Raw genomic sequence first — 18,943 nt, 5'->3', positions numbered from 1 at the left:
TGTGTGAATCCAAGTCTTATTGGTATAGCTCGACTTTTCTTATTTTTAGTAGACATTCGTATTTCGATTCGATTAATATCATATTCTTCATATACATATTGAATAAGTGCTTTAGTGCATCTAGTCATGATGCCTTTCTTTTGGAAATCTTCAGCTAAATAATAACCAATCGACGTGCGTTTGTTAACCAAGTCTAAATAATGTAAGCCAATGACTCCTACAAGTTTTTGGTCATACCAAATGCCACAATGGAATCCATCTCCACGCGCAAATTGTTGTAAGGCCGACTGAATAAACTTCTTACTGTGTTCAACCTCAGTTGTGTACGCTACAAATGGCAAGAACTCCCCTAGAGACTCACGATTACTATCTACTAATTTAAAAAGTTGATCCGCTTCACGTTCTTCCAAAATTTTCAACTTAACATGTTCATTGACCTCGTACCCAAACATCATCCCGATCCCCCTTCAGTAAAAATTCCTAATTATTCAGTAAATTAAAGTCATAATAGCATAGATATATATATTGTAATAGTATAATTTACATTAAATTTTGAGTTTGAATTTATTTATATTTCCTTTTACTTTAATTTGTAAATAAAAAGCATCCCTTCAAAATGAGGGATACTTTCTTTTAATCCTCTAATATTAGAAATCTTTTTACTTTTTTATTTAATTCAGCTTCGTCTATTAAACTATTTAATATACTCTTTTGCTCTTCGTATTCTTGTTCTTTTTGAGTTTTATAATTATATAAATAGATATTTTCTAATTCGTTTTTATTAATATTATTAAAAATACCTTTTATATATATTAAATCGATATCCGCAAAACTAAAACCATAAAAATATATATTTTCAATTTTTTTGTCGGATAAATCTTCAAACCAATTTTGATTATCTTTATATATTCTAGAAGTATCTTTTATTAACTGATGTTTTAGGTAGTTATTAAAACCAAAGGCTGAATGGCCTATTGAATGAATATTTTCTACTTTTTTATGTCCAAATTCATAACCTACGCCATCTTTAACTACATGAATATATTTAATATTATTCTTATTAATGTTGTAAAGCATTTCCAAAGTAGGGGTATAATTCAAACTTAAAAATATATCTTCATTTTTATTAAATAAATATTTCAAATCTTTTTTAGGAGTTGCTTCAGAAATTTTATCATTTTTTAATTTTTCTATCCACTTTTTAAAAAAAAAGCTAAAACTTGTAGAAAAAGTAATAGCTGGATTTATATACTTATCGCTCTTTTTAACAACGTAATCTAAATCTAGTCTACCTATACTTTCTTCTAAATCTTTCCATAAATTTTCTTGATTTTCTTGATGAGCTATTTCAATTATTTCAAGCAATAATTTCGCATTATCATCATCTGAATCAGCTAAAGATTCTTTAAAGTTTGTATAAGCTGAAGCAATGTGATGGTCTATGTCAAAGCCATTCCCAATTACGTATAAATTCATTTTTGTTCCCCCTTAGTTTATGTTCTAACTAGTAATTACTCTCGTATTATCAAATATTACTGAACTAGCTATAGCATCTGTTAGATTTGTTTTAGTTATTTTTAAGCCTGAACTTGTCATTAGTTTATGTATTTTAGGATAAATCGTTTCTGATCCATCCATAATCGTTTGGACTGGATTATCGGTGTCACCTATCCCTCTCATTTTGTGAGGGACAGCACCAATAAATACATCCGTGTATTGTGTTGAATTTTCTAAAGTAGAAATATCAAAATTTGTTAAATCATCATATTCAACAATTTCATATCTATCTTTTAAACTCGCTTTTTTAAATATGCCGTTAATATCTTTAGCTTTTAAGCCCCCGTTTCTTACCCCTAAAATGAGAACTTTAGCATTGTCATTATAAAGATGACCTTGATTACTATCATTTTTCTCAAATTGATAACGTTCTAAGAAAGTATCAAATTCACTTTGTTGATTGTATAGCCTTGCTTCTTGTTTTAATCTCTCGAACAATTCTTCTAAAAAATCATTTAGTTCTTCGATACTTAATTTACCCAATCCTATTCCCCTCCGTTTTCATTAAAAAGTTGTGGTAATTTTTCTTTAAAGTTTTTGACTTTTTTCAGATAACTATAATATTCGAGTAATTCTTCTTCCATTTTAAAGGCGATGTCTTCTTGAGTTTCTTCATCTAGCATAGACACCTTATATTCTTGCAAAGATTTTTGTGAAATAACATTAATCACAGTTCCTGTCATTAGTTGTTTTAACTGTTCAACACCTATTTCACTTGTTAAAAATGCAAATAAATAGTAAGGACTCACTTTATCGTCTTTAATTCTTAAAATATTAAAATTAGAAGAAATAATTAGATTATCTTTAGCTAAACTTTCGGTAACAATAGCTATTTTTAAATCCGAACTTCTTGTACTTAATACAATATCCTTAGGTTTTAATAGATATCTCTCATATTCATCGAGTATATCTTGACTGATTTGTTGTTTAGGAGTATCAATTTTATAATCTTTTACATCAGATAAATTAAGTAAGTAACCTGATTTATCTTTACTTTCTTCCTCATCTAATCTTTTTTTAGATACATCTTTTCCACGAATCGTTTCTACGATGTTAGTTAACTCGGTAGGACTTACAAGACGATCTTCAATATTAACTAAATAACGAATAGGAGATAAATTATAGTCATTATCTTTGACTTCTTGTTTATTCACTTTTACAGAAATTTCAGTTTCTTCTTCTAGCGCTTTCATAATAGTTGTAATATTTTCATCTTCAAAAGTATTCTGCATTCTGCCCTTTTGAGTATAAATTTCTGAAGCATCAATAAATGTAATCTTATCGCTATTGTCTTTTTGCAAAATTAATAAAGTTGTAGGTATAGCCGTATTAGTAATCAAGTTCGAAGGAAGTTGAATAACTGCTTTTATTAAATTCTTCTCTATCAACTCTTTACGTATATCTTTAGCCATTTCAGTAAATGTAGCAGCGTTTCTTACTACAATAGTTCCTACACCCTTATCCTCTAAATTATTTAAAATACGATTTGTAAATATCCATTCAGAGAATTTACTTCTTGTCTTTAGATAACTGTTAGAAGCGGAATCTTCAATTTGTTTTAAACGTTTATTATCTGCATTTAAAAATAATGCATCTGAATAAATACATTCAAATTTATCATTGCTTCCAAAATTTAAAGTAGAATCAATTTTTTTAATTTCTATATTCGTTTCTGATTGAGATAGAAGCTGTTCGCTAATTTCAGCTACGTTATGATTAATTTCTTCACCCCTTAAGTATTTAAAATGACCTTCCTTATTCGCTCTCCATAGCATATGTCCTGTTCCCGAACCTAAATCTAATAGTGAATTTTGATTACTATAAGTTTTGAAAATCTCTAAAGATAGCGATTCGATAGACTCAGTATAAGTTGATACTGAATGACGATTCATAATTTGCAAGTCATAATAAATACTTTGTAATTCTTGAACTGTCTTATTTTCTAATTGTTTGATTATTTCTTTAGTCGAATTATCCTTAAACTCATTGTCAATTTCTTGTTTGCTAATTTTTTTAATTACTAATTCCTGTAATTCTTCTAATGTCATTGAACCCCTTAATGTGTTTACTTGTTTCAATAAATCCAACATAATTTCCTCCCTCGGTTAACGTTAACCTAAGTATATAGCACTACCCTTTAATTGTCAACGGTTAAATTTAACCTTTTAATTTTTAAACTGAAAAAACTAGCGACTTGATTTTATCGCTAGCTTATAAATCTACTTTATTTTAAATTTTCCATTCGTCACTAAATTCGCGGAGCGCCATAATTACAAATTTATCTTTTTCATCTTTATTTATATTATTTTCATTTATATTTACTGTAAAGCATAATAATATAATTAATTCTCTACATATTCTAATTAAATTAATCCCTAACTCATTTAATTCATCTGATGTAATAGTATATGATAAGTTATCATAATCACTAGTGGCTTGATCTATAAAATTACTATCTAATACCTTTAAATACCTATGTTCCATTATATTTCTTATCGTATAAGTACGTCTTAACTTTTTATCTATACAATCCAAATTCTTTGATTTAGTTTTAGCGAATAAATCTTTATACGTCCAATACATGCCTTTTAAGGCAATATTATTTTTAAACACCTCATATATTTCATTATTAGCACTTTGCCAAATTCTTTTAAAAGAAACTTCACGATCTTTCAATCCTAATTTGAAATATTTATTTAAAAAATATCCAATTCTATCAAACAATGCATAAGCACTTCTATATGCTGCCTTTACTCTTTCTATATTTAAACCATATTTAGGATAGTCAATTGTATTTACTAAATATACATTTTCATCTGAAAAATGATTCTTGTTATTATACATCCCTTCATAAAGTATATATCTGGCAGAACAATACTCTTGTTTAATTTGATTAAAAATTCCATAAAATGATGAATGATCATTAATTGACGTTAATATATTTGGCAAATGAAGAGTGTCTTGATTATTTTTAGTCATATAATCTATATCATTTATTGTGTTCAATGCTAAACTATTTTCTGCCACCCAATCCCAGTAGTCTTCATTAGTAATATTATTTGTAAAGTTATGATCATCTAATCTATCTTTTTTTAATATAGATTCCACATTGTACTCTGTATCATACGGATTAAAATTATCGATTTCATCGAGAATATCAATTTTACTTTGATAAAAAGCTTTTGCATTAGGATGTACTATACTATCCTCATAAGTTAAAGCCGTATCTAACAATTGATAAGCGTATTTATAAAGAGACTCTTTATTATCTGTATAATCAAAACAAGCATAATCAAAAATTTCTGTCCCTAAATTTCCAATTGCCATACCAAACTGAGAAGTTGCTAATTTTCTCATCTCAAATATTGCAGATGAATATTTCCCTATAGAAATAAGTAGATTACAATAATTGGTTTTTACACTATTATATATACCATTTAAATATATGTATTCTATCTCATCAATTTCAGTATCTTTTAAATATTCGTCCATTGAATTAATCGCAGTTCTAGCTAAAAACAAGCTTTTTTCAATTAGTTTTTCCCATTCTACGGTTTCTTTGTTATTAACTTTTATATCAATGTAATTATTTAAACTAGTAAAACTAATGTACAAATAATAAGCATACATCATCTTAGATTCAACATAATCGGTTGATAATTTTTCCAATTTCTCACTAATTTCATATAATGAATTGGGATCCTTTTTATCTAAAGCTTCATCAGCTTTCTTCGCGTAATTCAATAATTGTTCATTTTTATACCACTTCATTCACTTTACCTCTTTTAGTTTTTTGTAAGCTTTTACCTATTGTTCAAAATATATTAAAATAATTATACTCAAAAATGAAGGGAACTAAAATCAATGAAACCATTTTTTATTGATGAAAATTATTTTGAATATGAATACGATCAGCTACTTAAAGAATTAGATATATTCGACTTTTCTAAATTTAATGATTTGATTAATGGTTTGGATAGGTTAGGCTCAAATATAGTTTCTACTATTAATTCTATACATGATACCTGTGAATATTTCTGTAATTCTTTTGTAAATTTAAAATATTCAATAAATTTAATTGAAACTGTTAACGAAGAAGAAAGAAACTATTATTGGGTTTTTTATTTTCATAATATTACTTTACATTTTCTACATACATTAAATGATTTATTATATTCATTAGCTCAAGAATATACTTCACATTATGAAGTAAAAAAAGATATAGGTTTTAAACGAAATTTAGTAGAAAATTTGATAGCTTCAAATAACGACACACATAGACAAATCGGCAATATCCTTAATAAAGATGTTCCTATACGTACTATGAGATATAGAGATGAATACACACATAATATAATGCCTTACAGACCCAATAGTAACCCAACTGTAGAAAATGGCATTACTATGTTTCGAGGCTATTCTACCATGATAACAAGTTTAAATAGTTTAGTGGACGATATTGAATCTGATTTAAAAAAACTAAAAAAAAGAGCTAAGAATATTAAGCAAGTAGTAGGTTTAACTAATGATTAAGCTTCGTATAAATAAATAAAAAAGTATCTATTAATAAGGCTTTGGATTAATCAAAACCGCTATTAAAGCTATAGTAATGTTTGATACTCCTTTGTCTCGTCTAGAAAAATTAGAAACAAAAGAAGATTAGAAAATATGACTAATAGAGTTGCTATCAACAAAATATAAAAGAAGTAAAATTACATTTTTCTATACTTCAAAATTACATGGCTTACTAAGCACGAAAAAAAGCATTAAAATTACAAAACTTTGGGAAGATATGAATAATTATTTCATAATTTCTTTTTAATAATAAAATTTTTATATCTTCTCCCCTCATTTATATTTGTAATAATTTATTTATCAATTTCTTTATTAGTTACATATAATCTATAAAATTATTGAATTATTTGTTTAATAACAAAATATCCTTTTTAATAAAACTCAATTGTTGCTATTGCCTTAAATAATATATATTGATTTTTAAATTAACTTGTAAATGAATAATCAATATTAAATCTTTCTATATAAGAATAAAATAATAAGACCACTAGTCAAAATTGTTAGACTAATGGTCTTATTATTTTATATATTATTTGTAAATATTTTAATTACTTTCTCAATAGCTTTATCCCAAAATGCATAATCATGTTTTCCTGGGCTCTTTATAAAGTCATACTGTACATTTTTTTTATCTAAATAGTTAATAAAATCTAAGTTACCTTTATAAAGTTCATCTTCTGTACCACACATAATTAATAACTCTGGTAAATCAATATTTTTCTCTATAGCTTTATCAACAAGATAATAAGGATCAAAATTACTACCAACTATTTCTTTATTCGTTCCGACTATAGATTCTGGTGAAAAATCATACCATTTGTAATTTTTAAGCATGGAAACGTCGAATGCGGCAGATAAAGGAGCAGCTTTAGAGAACAATTGACTTTGTGTTAGTGCAAATTTAATTGTTCCATATCCTCCCATTGAATGCCCTGCAATAAAATTATCTTCTCTTTTTCTAGACAACGGTAAAATCTGGTGTACATAATTGTAAACTTCTAAAATGTAATCATAATAACTGTGTCCGAAAGCCATATTCGTATAAAAACTGTGATCTGCATTAGGCATTATAATCGCTAATTGATATTCATTAGCATATCGTTCTATACTTGTATATCTTATATACGAGTGAGTGTCGCTAGATAGTCCATGAAATAACAACATTGTTTTAAGTTTTTTTGTCTCGTTCGATGGATCAAAGTAACTGTCATCTTCAGGTAAAATAATATTTAAAGATTGATGCATTCCAAGTGTTTTTGATAAGTAATTCATCTGGATTAAAGCCATATTATCTACTCCTTAAATACTTTATTAATTATTCGTTTGTGTAGCTGGATCTAATTTTTTCTCTACTAGACGTAAAACAATATCTATAAGAACTACTATCACAACAATTGGTAATGCACCAGCCAAGATAAATAGTGTACCATCAGTAGCATTCGTACCACGAATAACGACATCACCAAGTGAAGGCGCTCCAATGAACGAACCAACAGCAACAACACCTATTGCAACTACGAGTGCAATACGTATGCCACCAATAATTACTGATAAAGAAAGTGGTAACTCAATCATACGTAAGACTTGATTACGTGTCATTCCCATTCCTTTTCCAGCATCTTTAATATTAATATCTACTTCTTTAATACCGGTATAAGTATTTTTTATAATTGGAAGTAAAGCATACAAGAATACTGTAAAAATAACCGTATTGATGCCTAATCCTATTACTAACATAAGCATCGCTAACATCGCAATGACAGGAACAGTCTGTATGATATTCGCTAAAGTAATGATAACGCCTGATAATTTTCCAAATCGTGCAATAATGATGCCTAAAGGAATACCTATAATTGACGCAAATAATACACCATACACTGACATTAGGAAATGATTAATAAACAATTCAAAAAGGTAGCCTGAATTTGTTTGATAGTAAGAAATAAGTTGTTCAAATAAATTACCATTCATTAATTTCGACCGCCTTTCTGTTTTGCATCATTTTCAAAATAATCATGTTTTTTCAAGAAATCTTCTGCTACTGTTGCTGGCTCTTTACCTTTTCCATCTGCTTGATAATTTAATTCTTGCATCTGTTCAGTTGAAATCTTACCTTCTAATTTTTCAATAATTGGTTTTAATTGTGGTTTTTCTTTTAATAGTTTATCTGTTGCTAAAGGACTAGCATCATAAGGTGGAAAGAACTGCTTGTCATCTTTCAGTACTTTTAAATCATAAGCCGCGATACGACCATCAGTTGAGTAGCCTACAGCGACATCTAAGTTACCTGAATGTAATGCGTCGTATACTAAACCAATTTGCATTGGTCTAACAGTACCAAAATGGATACCGTATTCTTGTTTAAATCCAGGATATCCATCACCCTTACGATTTTGCCATGAACTATCCATTCCTACTCTCAAATCTTTAGCATGTTTCTTTAAATCAGAAACTGTTTCTAAATTATATTTTTGTGCTGTTTCTTTTGTTACCATTAGTGCATATGTATTTTCAAAACCATATGAATTAAAGAAAGTCTGATTAAACTTTTCTTCAAATCCTTTTTGTGTCACTTTCATTGCTCTATCAGGATCTTTAATTGGATCTTCGCCTAATGCACCAGTTAAATCCGTACCTGTATATCGCGTACCTGACATATTAGCTTGGCCACTCGTAATAGCATTGTGTTGAATTACACTAGACCCTAAGTTATTGATTAAAGTTGGTTTAATCTTTCCATCTGTATCATGTTCAATGAGTAGTCTTAACATATGTGAAATAATTTGAGATTCACTTGTTCCTAGAGATGTAATTCTAACCTCATCATCTGAACTACTATTTTTTAAACCTGGCAAGCTACATCCAGATAACACAGTTAGACATAGCACTAAAACAACAATATACTTTTTACAATATTTCATAATGTCCTCCTTTATTGTTTATCTGGAAATTTTAAGTCCTTTTGGTATAATCCATTTTTCAATTTGAGCTAAAATTAAATCAACGATTAATGCTAACAACGTTACCAAAATCGTACCTACGATAATCATTTCTGGTTCATATAATGCTAAACCATTAAAGATTAAGTCACCTAAACCACCAGCGCCAACATAACTCGCAAGTGCTGCCCAACTAATCACATAGACTGACGACAAACGAATCCCACTTAGAACCATTGGTAATGCTAAAGGTAATTCAATATCTTTCATTAATTGAAAATTAGTCATTCCCATACTGCGGCCAGCTTCTACAATATTACGATCTATATTTTGAACACCCACAATTGTATTATTTAATATAGGTAGTAAAACATATATAAATAACGCAATAATTGCCGTTACTTTACCTACACCAAATAAGGGAATCATTAAAGCTAAAATCGCTAGTGTAGGAATCGTTTGTAAAATACCAGCTATAGTTAACGACACCTTTGATAGCTTTTCTTTCTTTGACAACAAAATACCTAAAGGAATGGCAACAATCATAGCAAGTATGAGAGCCATGATAGAAATGTAAAGATGCTCTAACGTTTTATTCAGTAACATACCACTATTTTCTACTAAATAATTCATACGTTATCAGCCCCAATTTCTTTAGGATCCACAATACCTTGATTTTCAGTAGTCGTTCCACCCCAAAGTGTATCATATACGATATCAACTAGGTTAGAACGTGTTACAAGTCCAATTAAAGTATGTCCGTCCGTATCAACAACAGGAACATTTCTTACATTACGCTTAAGAATGGTACGTACTGTATCTTGTAATTTACTATCTACCTTAACGCGATAAATATCACGTTGCATCGTATCAATTAATTCTTTTTTACTACGTAATCCTTGGTTGATATCTTCAATATCTAAATAACCAAGTAAATGATGTTGATTGTCAACGACAAAAATGGTATCTATACGATATTTTCTCATAATATTAACTGCATCATTTAATGATTCGTCAACATGTACAGTTATCGGCTTAATCATTGCGTCTTCTACAGTTCTAATATTTGGTCTATCTTGAATCAAGCGATTTTGTCCAATGAAGTCTTTAACAAAATCATTAGCGGGATAACGTAAAATATTATCTGGTGTATCATATTGCACTACTTTACCGTTCGTCATAATACAAATTTTATCTGCTAATTTAATGGCTTCGTCCATGTCATGCGTTACAAAAATAAATGTTTTTCCTAATTGTTGTTGTAATTTTTTTACTAAATCTTGTAATGTATCTCTTGTGATAGGATCCAAAGCACCAAACGGCTCATCCATTAAAATAATATCTTGTTCAGCTGCTAGTGCACGAATCACGCCAATACGTTGTTGTTGCCCACCAGATAACTGTGAAGGATATCGTTCTAAATACTCTTCAGGTAAATCAACAAGTTTAATTAGTTCTTTTGCTTTTTTATCTTTTTTTTCTTGCGACCATTTTAATAATTTAGGTACGAGTACAATATTCTCTTTAATTGTCATATGAGGCATTAAACCAATTTGTTGAATTACATAACCAATGCTTCTTCTCAATTCTACTGCATTGATATCTTTAATATTTTTGCCATTAATTGTAATTTCGCCCTCTGATGATTCAATCATTCGATTGATCATTCTTAATGCAGTTGTTTTTCCACTACCACTCGTTCCAATAAAAGCGATAAAGTCTCCTGATTCAATATCAATATTCATATTATCTACCGCTTTCTTACCACCTGCATAGACTTTTGATAAGTTTCTAATGCTTAACATATGTCCAATTCCTCTCTATCTATCATTTATTAAAAAAGAGAACTTAAAGTGAATGTTATACAAAGTTTACTAAGTAAAAACAAGGCACATTAAGTCCTCAATATTTCAAGCATTCGATTATCAATACAAACTTTATTTGTTTCTACTAATTCCGATTTGATGGCCTAATTGTTTAGGCACATTTACATCAGAAGTTTGGTTAAAATACGCTACTATAGATTCTGTAATACTTTTAGGAAATGGAGCCGGTCGGTTTGTGACTGTATCTATTCCCATTAGCATAACTTCATATACTGCGCTACATACCATGTCATCATTTAACATTTCCATAAAGATATGAAGTCTCTTACTATCATAATCATATAAACTCACTCTTACTTCAATAGGTTCATATTTCTTCATTTCTTTCAAAAATGTTATATGATTTTCTAATGTAAAAATGGTATAGTGTAACGATTGAATTCCTTCTTGATCAAGTCCAATGTATGCTAACCAAGCATCAGTTGCATCACTAAACACACGATTATATTCAGCATCATTCATGTGTCCATTGTAATCAACCCAAGATGATTTTACATCAGTATGATAAACAAACTGAGCTGTCATAGCTTTACACCTTCTGATGTTGCTTAGATTTTTTCATTGATGCTGTATCTTTAGGCCAGTATTCTTCTGCGAGTTGTTTTACTTTAATAAGGAATTCATTACGTTTTCGATCAAGTTCTGACATTGTATATCCTTGTGAAGTCGCTTCACTACCGCGTACCACTTTTTCATAAAGATCCTCTGTCAATTCGGGTGCAACTAACTTAGTCCATGGTTTTTTCAATGCAGGACCAAATTGTTTAAGCATATGTCTCATGCCACCTTCTCCACCTGCAAGATGGAATGTCATAAATGGTCCATATTGAGCATAACGTAAACCAGCTGCATGCGTAAATGCTTTATCTACTTCTTCTGTTGTTGCAATACCATCATTAACAATATGTAATGATTCTCTCCATAATGCTTCCATTAGACGATCTGCAATATGTCCTTCAATTTCATTTCGCACATGAAGCACATCCATACCAATACTCTCATAAACTTCTTCAGCCTTAATAACTGTCTCTTCTGAGGTGTTTTGACCTGGTACAATTTCAACAAGAGGTAAAATATATACTGGGTGAAAAGGATGTGCTACTACTAAACGTTCAGGGTGTTTTAAATTCTTTTGTAACTCAGTTGGCATAATACCAGAGGTACTTGAACCGATAATGGCAGACGGTTTCGCATAAAAATCGATTTCTTTTAAAACAGCATCTTTAATCGATTCTACTTCAGGAACGTTTTCTTGAATAAGATCTGCATCCTTAACTGCCGATTTTAAATCAGTAGTAAAGCTTAAATTATCCAACGATGCTCCCTCAGATAATCCCATTTCTTTAGCATAAGGCCAGTTTTGTTTAACTTGTGTTAGCATTCTTTCATAGGCACCATCACTAGGATCTGTAGCAATAACTTCGTGGCCGTGGGCGAGTATTCTTGTTATCCATCCGCTACCAATCACGCCTGTTCCAACTACTGCAAACTTCATTATTTATCTCCTTTATTATTTTTAAGATTAAATTTTTCTCTTGCTTCTGCAGGTGTTAATGGTATTAAATCATATTCTTTCATTATTTTTTTAGCTTCTTCAACTAATGCTTCATTTGTTGCTTTAACACCTTTTGAAATATACAGGTTATCTTCAAGACCAACACGAATATTTCCACCACGTTTAGCAACTTCTCTAACTGTTGGTAATTGCATTCTACCAATACCAAATGCAGACCATTGCGCACCTTCAGGGATTCTTGAAATAAGATAGTCTAACGTCTGAGCATCATTTTCAGCACCCCAAGGTATACCTAAACAAAACTGGAACATAGGTTGTTCGACTAAACCTTCATCAACAAGTTGCTTTGCAAAACTGACATGACCTGTATCAAAACATTCAAGCTCAGGTTGTACACCTGCATCTTTAATCATTTGTGCTTGTTCTCTCAGCCATGAAGCGGGACTAATATATATCGAATCTCCCATATTAACGCTGCCACAATCAAGCGTACACATTTCTGGTAATGTGTCTCCTACTGGTCTATGACGCTCTTTTGGTGTTTGAATCCAGGTTCCTTCACCGCCTGTTTCTGGGTGTTGTTGACTTGGGATAAAGTCGCCACCGCCACCAGCTGTTACATTAATAATAATATCTTCGTCTGCCTCTCTAATGAGTCTTACGGTTTCACTATATAGTTCTGGATCATGACTCACCCCACCTGTTTTAGGGTCTCTAACATGAATATGTGCTACTGTTGCTCCAGCTTTTGCACACTTAATTGCTGAATCAGCAAGTTCTTGAGGTGTTACTGGAACATTTTCATTTTTGTCAATTGTATCTCCAGCGCCTGTAATTGCTGCAGTTAATACCACTTTTTTCAAGGTAAGCACTCCTTTATATTTTAAATACGTTATAAACTATACCAACTGGTCGGTAAAGTTTCAACCATGACATAAAAAATAAGCTGAAAAGTTTCATTCTCACCTAACAGCTTAAAACCTGAAAATTTATTTTTTTTCTTTATTAATACCTACTTCTACTTTTTCTTTTAACCGATTTATTACTTTTTCACGCATTGCTTCGTCAACTGCACTTATTCCAAAAACTTCTGATAACCATAAACCATCAACGGCTAACCTAATGATTGTTGCATCTACTTCATCTAGACCGTCATTAACAATTTGAGATTGCCAATCTTCATATAAAGATTTTAATGGTAAGAGTAGCGCTTTATTTGAACCTTGTGCAGCAAGCATTGCAGAAGTAATAGGCGCATTTTCAACACGATGTTCTTTCGTTGCTTCAATAAACGCATTTAACCATTGTCCTTGTTTACAATGTGTATTATCAATATGGCTATTTACATTTTCTCGATATAATTCATTAGCATAATTGACAAGCTCTTTTATTAAACCTTCTCTATTTTTAACATGATAAAGCAAACCACCCTTGCTTATACCTGCTTCTTTTGCTACTGCATCTAATGTTAAATAGTCAGTACCTTGTCTATTTACTATATTAGCTGCAGATTCTAAAATATACTGTTTCTTAGATTTCCTTGCCACCAATTCACCTTCTTTCAATTAAAATCAATATTGTTTACATATTACTCTTAAATAGATAGAAATTATTATATTATATAAATTATTTTAAAAAAAGTTTTACGTTCTAATCTCTTTAACTATATTCAAAATGATTACACTTAAAAAATGTATAAAGTTAAGAGTAAGATAAAGAATTCAAAATGCTTTCTTCTTTCTATCTCAACTATGTATATAACCTAATTTATATTGAATGTAAACCTCCTTTATGAAAGTTTTAGTTCCAGAACTTAAATCAAATTGAACTTAAATTTTTAACCTTTTGTATTGATTGTATAAGAGTAGAAGCGAAAACTTAATATAAGTGTATTTTTCCATTTTAATTATTGATTACCTTTGTATTAAAATATAAGAAACGCTCATTTAAAACGCTTTCTGTCAAGTAGATAATTAAATAATTAAAAGCTATTATTAATTTTAAATAATTTCTCATCTTTAAATTTGACTTTCATATTCTTTTCTCAACAAGCTATACACATAACTATCTGAGAATTCCCCTTGTAAACATTCATCACTTCTCAATATACCCTCTTGTGTGAATCCAAGTCTTATTGGTATAGCTCGGCTTTTCTTATTTTGGGTATTCGGATTTTATGGTGGAAAAGGGCTTATAAATCACCCTTCTCCAAATTCTTAATAAGTGTGGAAAATCGACACCAAAGTTGTCTGTAATGTCGTGGTCATTCACTTCATACCAATTGAAAGTATCGTATAACATAGCTTTATTGAAAGCACTTGAATTAAATCGTGGCTTACGCTTTTTATGGAGCTTCTCATTGAAAAGGATTTTGGCTCGTAAGGCATCAAACGAGTAACCTCTACCCATTCGCTCTACCTGCCTAATAATGCTGTTAATTGACTCCGTATAAGCATTAGTGAGCCTTTTATCAAAGTAGTTGAATATTTCGACATGCCAGTTGTCTACGGCTCTCACGAGGTCTTTATATGCGTCTTTAGAGTTGCTGGACATACAACGGTGTCTCCATTGACTATAACGAAGATGACCTTCATCTGGATCAGGAGTATCCCATATCCAGTAAAACTCTTCTTTGAGTTCATAGGCTTCTTTTAAAGCAGGAAGATTACCTAACCAAGTATCTAAGAGGAATGATTCACGTTCATTTAGATCGTGTTTACGCTTTAGAAGGATAAACCTTTCACGCATAAGGGTACGTCTTTCTTTTTGGCTCATATGGGCTTTCAAAGACTTTCTGACGTTATCTAAGGCTTGATTAGCCATTCTAACTACATGAAACTTATCTACGACAACTTTAGCGTGTGGAAGGATAGTGTTCACTGCGTCTTTGTAAGGCTTCCACATATCCATTGTGACGTACTCAATGTAAGTCCTGTCACTGATTTCTGAAAGACGTTGGATGAATGTTTCCTTGTTACGGTTAGGCTTGATGTCATAAATAGTCCTGCGTTCAATATTAGTCAATACAAGCCGAGGTCTACGGATAATATGTATCTCGTCTATCCCAAGCCACTTAGGAGTTTCAAACTGGTATTCACGTTCTTTGAGTGCCACATAGTCCTTAAAAACGTTCCTAATGGTTTTCTCGTCAACACCAACGCTTTCTGCGACTTCTACAAAGGTCTTAGACATGGATTGCTCTTGAATGGACTTTAAAAGCCTTTTGGTCATACTACGCTTTTCATCTACAGATATTAGGCGTTCCCAGAAGGTAGATCCGCATTCACGACACTTGTATCGTCTACGGTTCAATTGTAAGCCCACTCGCTTTAAACGAATGGGCAAATCCATAATTAGTTGATTTCTTGAACTGTGTTTGTACAACTTGTCAAAACCACATTCAGGACAACGTTCAGGTGGTCCAACTGCTTCAACTTTAAACATCATATCGGTTTCATTTTCTTGTGGCGGTTCTATTGTTTTAATGTCTGGTGGGGGTAATAAGTCTGACATATTATTCATCCTTTATTACTCTGCGGTGTTAAGGTATCAATTATAGATTTGATGTCGAAATCATCAGTGTTAAATTATTTTTGTGACCACAAATGCACTTAGAAAATCCCTTAAAGCATTAGCTGGTTCACTTGAATAGGGAGTTGTAAAAAAGTTCCCTTAGCCTGCACAACAAGATAATTTCGAAATATCTTTATCGAACGTAAGTGCAGCTAATTTTAGCCCTTCAGCCATTGTTAAATATGGTGCTAGGGTTTCTGTTAAATCTTCTATCGTTAAGCCAAATTTAACAGCTAATGATGCAGCATAGATGACATCTCCTGCATTCTCAGATACAATATGAACCCCTAATACTTTTAGTGTTTCTGCATCTGCTACTAGTTTAAATACACCGGTTGTTTCACGGTTTACAATTGCTCTTGGAACAGCATCTAAAGGTAATACAGATGTCTTCACATCATACCCTTTCTCTTTTGCTTGTTCTTCTGTTAAACCAACCGTTGCAACCGTCGGATTCGTAAACGTAACAGCAGGAACTACCGATAAATCTATTTTTTTGTTTAATCCACCAATAGCATTATCAGTAATAATTCCACCTTCATAGGCTGCTACATATACAAATTGTGGTCCTAAAGTCACATCTCCTGCTGCATAAATCTTTTCATTACTTGTTTGACCAAAATCATTGATCAGGATTTCATTATTTTTTCCAGTTTCAACACCTGCTGCACTTAAATTTAAAGAATCCGTATTTGGTTTTCTTCCAGTGGCAACAAGTAACTGATCTGATTCAATGACTTCTCTACTGCCATTTACTGTTACGTAAACCCTTTTTATCTCTCCACTTTGTTCAACACACTCAAAAGTTGCCCCTTTGACAAGGTTTATACCCTGTTCAATTAACGCTTTTTCAACTGACTCTGAAATCTCAGGATCATACTCCTTTAAAAGTCGCTCACTTCTTTGCATAAGCGTTATTTCTGAACCTAAATGATGAAATAGTTGTCCAAGCTCCATTCCAATGTATCCTGAACCAATTACAGTTAATCGTTTTGGTATTTTCTTTAACTCAAGAAGTGTTGTACTAGTTAAATAGTCCATTTTTTCAAGTCCCGAAATTTGGGGCAACGAAGGCGATGCACCTGTTGCAATTAAAAAGCGTTTTGCAGATAACTTTGCCCCATTGACCTCAACCGTACTAGCATCAACGAATTTTGCTTCACCTTTAATTAAATCAAAATTGTATTCATCAATTAAATCCATATATTTTTGATTCCGAAGTTCGCTCACCAATTTATCCTTTTGCGTGATTAAACTAGCTAAATCCACTTCTCCAGCGGATGTTTGTAAACCTATAAACGGATTGTCTTTTGATAAATGATTGATTTCCCCTGCCCTAAGAAGAGTTTTTGACGGAACACAGCCAATATTCACACAGGTTCCCCCAACCGTTCCACGCTCAATCATTCCAACTTTTGCACCGTATTCTATAGCTTTAATTGCCGAAGAAAAGGCAGCAGCACCAGAACCAATAATAAGAAGGTCATAATTGTCTTCATTAATTAACGCCACGTTTTCTAGTGATGATACTTCTTCAATTTCTCCGGCTTGGTAATTTGCTTCATCAATCGCCTTTATTGCACTTTCAACCTCAATATCATCGGGCAGTTCAAATACTGCTTCACCACGACGATAACTAGACTCAATATTTTTAGCACCTATCTTTTCAAGTGCTGATTCTACGTGTTTTTCACAACCCGTACAAGTCATTCCTGAAATGTTTACCTTAAATTTATTCATAAAAAAGCTCCTTTCGTTAATTAATCTCTCATGTTAATGTTTCTATTATTGGACACGAATGTAATTGCTTTTCATCTGGACATCGTTGTTTTAAGTCGTCTAACATAGTTTCAATTCGTTTTAAATCCTCTATTTGTTTTTGCACTTCCTTTTGTTTTTTAGAAACAAATTCGAACATATCTTGACAACGAACTTCATCTTTATCTACAACACCAAGTAATTTATAAATCTCGCTTAAAGAAAAACCAAGTTCCTGTATTCGTTTAATAAACCCAACACGCTTAACGTCATCATACGAATATATCCGATAACCAGCTTCCGTTCGGTGAGGTTCTTGTAATAAATTTTTTCGCTCGTAATATCTGATCGTTTCTTTATTAACTCCACATTTATCTGCAAACTCACTAATGCGATAAATCATCTTATTTCACCCCATGAATATTATAAACCGTGTACCATAGTACACGGTCAAGTAAATTGGACTATTTTATTTTTTTCCCAAAGTATCACTCGTATGTGATTGATACTTTTATATAATACTATTGATTATCCTAACATCCCGCCAGAAAATCCGATTTAAACACCAGTTGTTTTTAAACTATTAAGAAAGTAATTCCACTATATATTCCGAAGACCCCTTATTTTTAATAGACATTTGTATTTCGATTCGATTAATATCATATTCTTCATATACATATTGAATAAGTGCTTTAGTGCATCTAGTCATGATGCCTTTCTTCTGGAAATCTTCAGCTAAATAATAACCAATTGAGGTACGTTTATTAACTAAGTCTAAATAATGTAATCCAATAACACCAATCAGTTTTTTATCACTCCATATTCCACAATGAAACCCATTACCATCGATAAATTGTTGTAAAGCTGAGTGGATAAAGTGTTGACTATCTTCTACCCTCTTTGTATGTTCAACAAAAGGTAAAAATTCCGCTAGATATTTGCGGTTACTATCTACTAATTTAAATAACTGCCCTGCTTCTCGTTCTTCTAATATCTTTAATTTAATATCTTTATCTATTTGATAACCAAAGATCATAACTATCCCACCCGCTTATATAATTATTAATGAACCTTAAAGAAAAAAACCGCTACTAAAGAGGATATGGAAATCCATCTCCACGCGCAAATTGTTGTAAGGC

General features: G+C 31.2%; 17 protein-coding genes and 3 pseudogenes. 1 reads left to right on the top strand and 19 read right to left on the bottom strand.

Translation table 11 applies throughout. The features are described from left to right. The 5 genes from HMPREF2930_RS04395 to HMPREF2930_RS04375 form a co-directional block, all read right to left on the bottom strand. On the bottom strand, positions 1–452 hold a 452-nt coding region (locus HMPREF2930_RS04395; protein WP_141751510.1), incomplete at its 3' end, for a GNAT family N-acetyltransferase. A gap of 181 nt (positions 453–633) precedes the next feature. Next, a complete protein-coding gene (locus HMPREF2930_RS04390; protein WP_017175654.1) occupies positions 634–1,476 on the bottom strand; it encodes an AbiH family protein in 843 nt (280 codons plus the stop codon). 24 nt (positions 1,477–1,500) lie between these two features. Next, positions 1,501–2,040 carry a hypothetical protein gene (locus tag HMPREF2930_RS04385; protein ID WP_017175653.1) on the bottom strand — a complete coding sequence of 180 codons (540 nt, stop codon included), beginning with the start codon at positions 2,038–2,040 and terminating at the stop codon, positions 1,501–1,503. Between the two features lie 2 nt (positions 2,041–2,042). After that, positions 2,043–3,644 carry an N-6 DNA methylase gene (locus HMPREF2930_RS04380; RefSeq protein WP_145427048.1) on the bottom strand — a complete coding sequence of 534 codons (1,602 nt, stop codon included), beginning with the start codon at positions 3,642–3,644 and terminating at the stop codon, positions 2,043–2,045. 142 nt (positions 3,645–3,786) lie between these two features. Further along, on the bottom strand, positions 3,787–5,328 hold the full coding sequence (locus HMPREF2930_RS04375) for an LA2681 family HEPN domain-containing protein (protein ID WP_017175651.1): 1,542 nt from the start codon (positions 5,326–5,328) through the stop codon (positions 3,787–3,789). Positions 5,329–5,421: 93 nt separating this feature from the next. Between HMPREF2930_RS04375 and HMPREF2930_RS04370 the strand changes: the two genes are divergently transcribed. After that, positions 5,422–6,090 (top strand): Cthe_2314 family HEPN domain-containing protein, encoded by a 669-nt coding sequence (locus tag HMPREF2930_RS04370; protein ID WP_017175650.1) that lies wholly within the window; start codon positions 5,422–5,424, stop codon positions 6,088–6,090. A 564-nt stretch (positions 6,091–6,654) separates the two neighbouring features. On the opposite strand, the gene HMPREF2930_RS04365 is transcribed toward HMPREF2930_RS04370, so the two are convergent. From HMPREF2930_RS04365 to HMPREF2930_RS04305, 14 genes and pseudogenes are all read right to left on the bottom strand, one after another. Then, a complete protein-coding gene (locus HMPREF2930_RS04365) occupies positions 6,655–7,419 on the bottom strand; it encodes an alpha/beta hydrolase (RefSeq protein ID WP_017175649.1) in 765 nt (254 codons plus the stop codon). A 24-nt stretch (positions 7,420–7,443) separates the two neighbouring features. Continuing rightward, positions 7,444–8,103 (bottom strand): ABC transporter permease, encoded by a 660-nt coding sequence (locus HMPREF2930_RS04360; RefSeq protein ID WP_017175648.1) that lies wholly within the window; start codon positions 8,101–8,103, stop codon positions 7,444–7,446. Beyond that, positions 8,103–9,053, bottom strand: a complete 951-nt coding sequence (locus HMPREF2930_RS04355) for an osmoprotectant ABC transporter substrate-binding protein (protein WP_017175647.1) — start codon at positions 9,051–9,053, stop codon at positions 8,103–8,105. The genes HMPREF2930_RS04360 and HMPREF2930_RS04355 overlap by 1 nt, the downstream gene beginning before the upstream one ends. A gap of 18 nt (positions 9,054–9,071) precedes the next feature. Next, the gene (locus HMPREF2930_RS04350) at positions 9,072–9,704 is read right to left on the bottom strand and encodes an ABC transporter permease (protein ID WP_017175646.1); all 633 of its coding nucleotides are present in this window, start codon (positions 9,702–9,704) and stop codon (positions 9,072–9,074) included. After that, complete coding sequence (locus HMPREF2930_RS04345) at positions 9,701–10,876, bottom strand: betaine/proline/choline family ABC transporter ATP-binding protein (protein ID WP_017175645.1); 1,176 nt, start codon at positions 10,874–10,876, stop codon at positions 9,701–9,703. Before HMPREF2930_RS04345 ends, HMPREF2930_RS04350 begins: the two co-directional genes overlap by 4 nt. Before the next feature lie 132 nt (positions 10,877–11,008). Then, a complete protein-coding gene (locus HMPREF2930_RS04340; RefSeq protein WP_017175644.1) occupies positions 11,009–11,482 on the bottom strand; it encodes a thioesterase family protein in 474 nt (157 codons plus the stop codon). 4 nt (positions 11,483–11,486) lie between these two features. Then, positions 11,487–12,452, bottom strand: coding sequence for a 3-hydroxyacyl-CoA dehydrogenase NAD-binding domain-containing protein (locus HMPREF2930_RS04335; RefSeq protein ID WP_017175643.1), 966 nt, complete (start codon positions 12,450–12,452; stop codon positions 11,487–11,489). Next, positions 12,452–13,336 carry a beta-keto acid cleavage family enzyme gene (locus HMPREF2930_RS04330; protein ID WP_017175642.1) on the bottom strand — a complete coding sequence of 295 codons (885 nt, stop codon included), beginning with the start codon at positions 13,334–13,336 and terminating at the stop codon, positions 12,452–12,454. The genes HMPREF2930_RS04335 and HMPREF2930_RS04330 overlap by 1 nt, the downstream gene beginning before the upstream one ends. 126 nt (positions 13,337–13,462) lie before the next feature. After that, positions 13,463–14,020, bottom strand: a complete 558-nt coding sequence (locus tag HMPREF2930_RS04325; RefSeq protein ID WP_017175641.1) for a TetR/AcrR family transcriptional regulator — start codon at positions 14,018–14,020, stop codon at positions 13,463–13,465. Positions 14,021–14,491: 471 nt separating this feature from the next. Further along, positions 14,492–14,641 (bottom strand): annotated as a pseudogene (locus HMPREF2930_RS11405) (GNAT family N-acetyltransferase); the annotation flags it as partial. A 23-nt stretch (positions 14,642–14,664) separates the two neighbouring features. Beyond that, positions 14,665–15,986: pseudogene (locus tag HMPREF2930_RS04320) on the bottom strand (ISL3 family transposase). 159 nt (positions 15,987–16,145) lie between these two features. Next, positions 16,146–17,786 (bottom strand): mercury(II) reductase, encoded by a 1,641-nt coding sequence (gene merA / locus HMPREF2930_RS04315; protein ID WP_017175640.1) that lies wholly within the window; start codon positions 17,784–17,786, stop codon positions 16,146–16,148. Positions 17,787–17,814: 28 nt separating this feature from the next. Beyond that, entirely contained in the window at positions 17,815–18,207 is a 393-nt protein-coding gene (merR, locus tag HMPREF2930_RS04310; RefSeq protein ID WP_001863748.1) for an Hg(II)-responsive transcriptional regulator, read from the bottom strand. A 189-nt stretch (positions 18,208–18,396) separates the two neighbouring features. Beyond that, a pseudogene (locus tag HMPREF2930_RS04305) lies at positions 18,397–18,837 on the bottom strand (GNAT family N-acetyltransferase); the annotation flags it as partial. Positions 18,838–18,943 lie beyond the last annotated feature (106 nt).

Origin of the sequence: Staphylococcus sp. HMSC068C09, from assembly GCF_001813735.1 — a bacterium.
In the GTDB taxonomy this organism is placed as follows: Bacteria; Bacillota; Bacilli; order Staphylococcales; family Staphylococcaceae; genus Staphylococcus; species Staphylococcus hominis.
The sequence above is the reverse complement of the archived record's forward strand: the minus strand, read 5'-3'. Positions and strand labels throughout refer to the sequence as shown.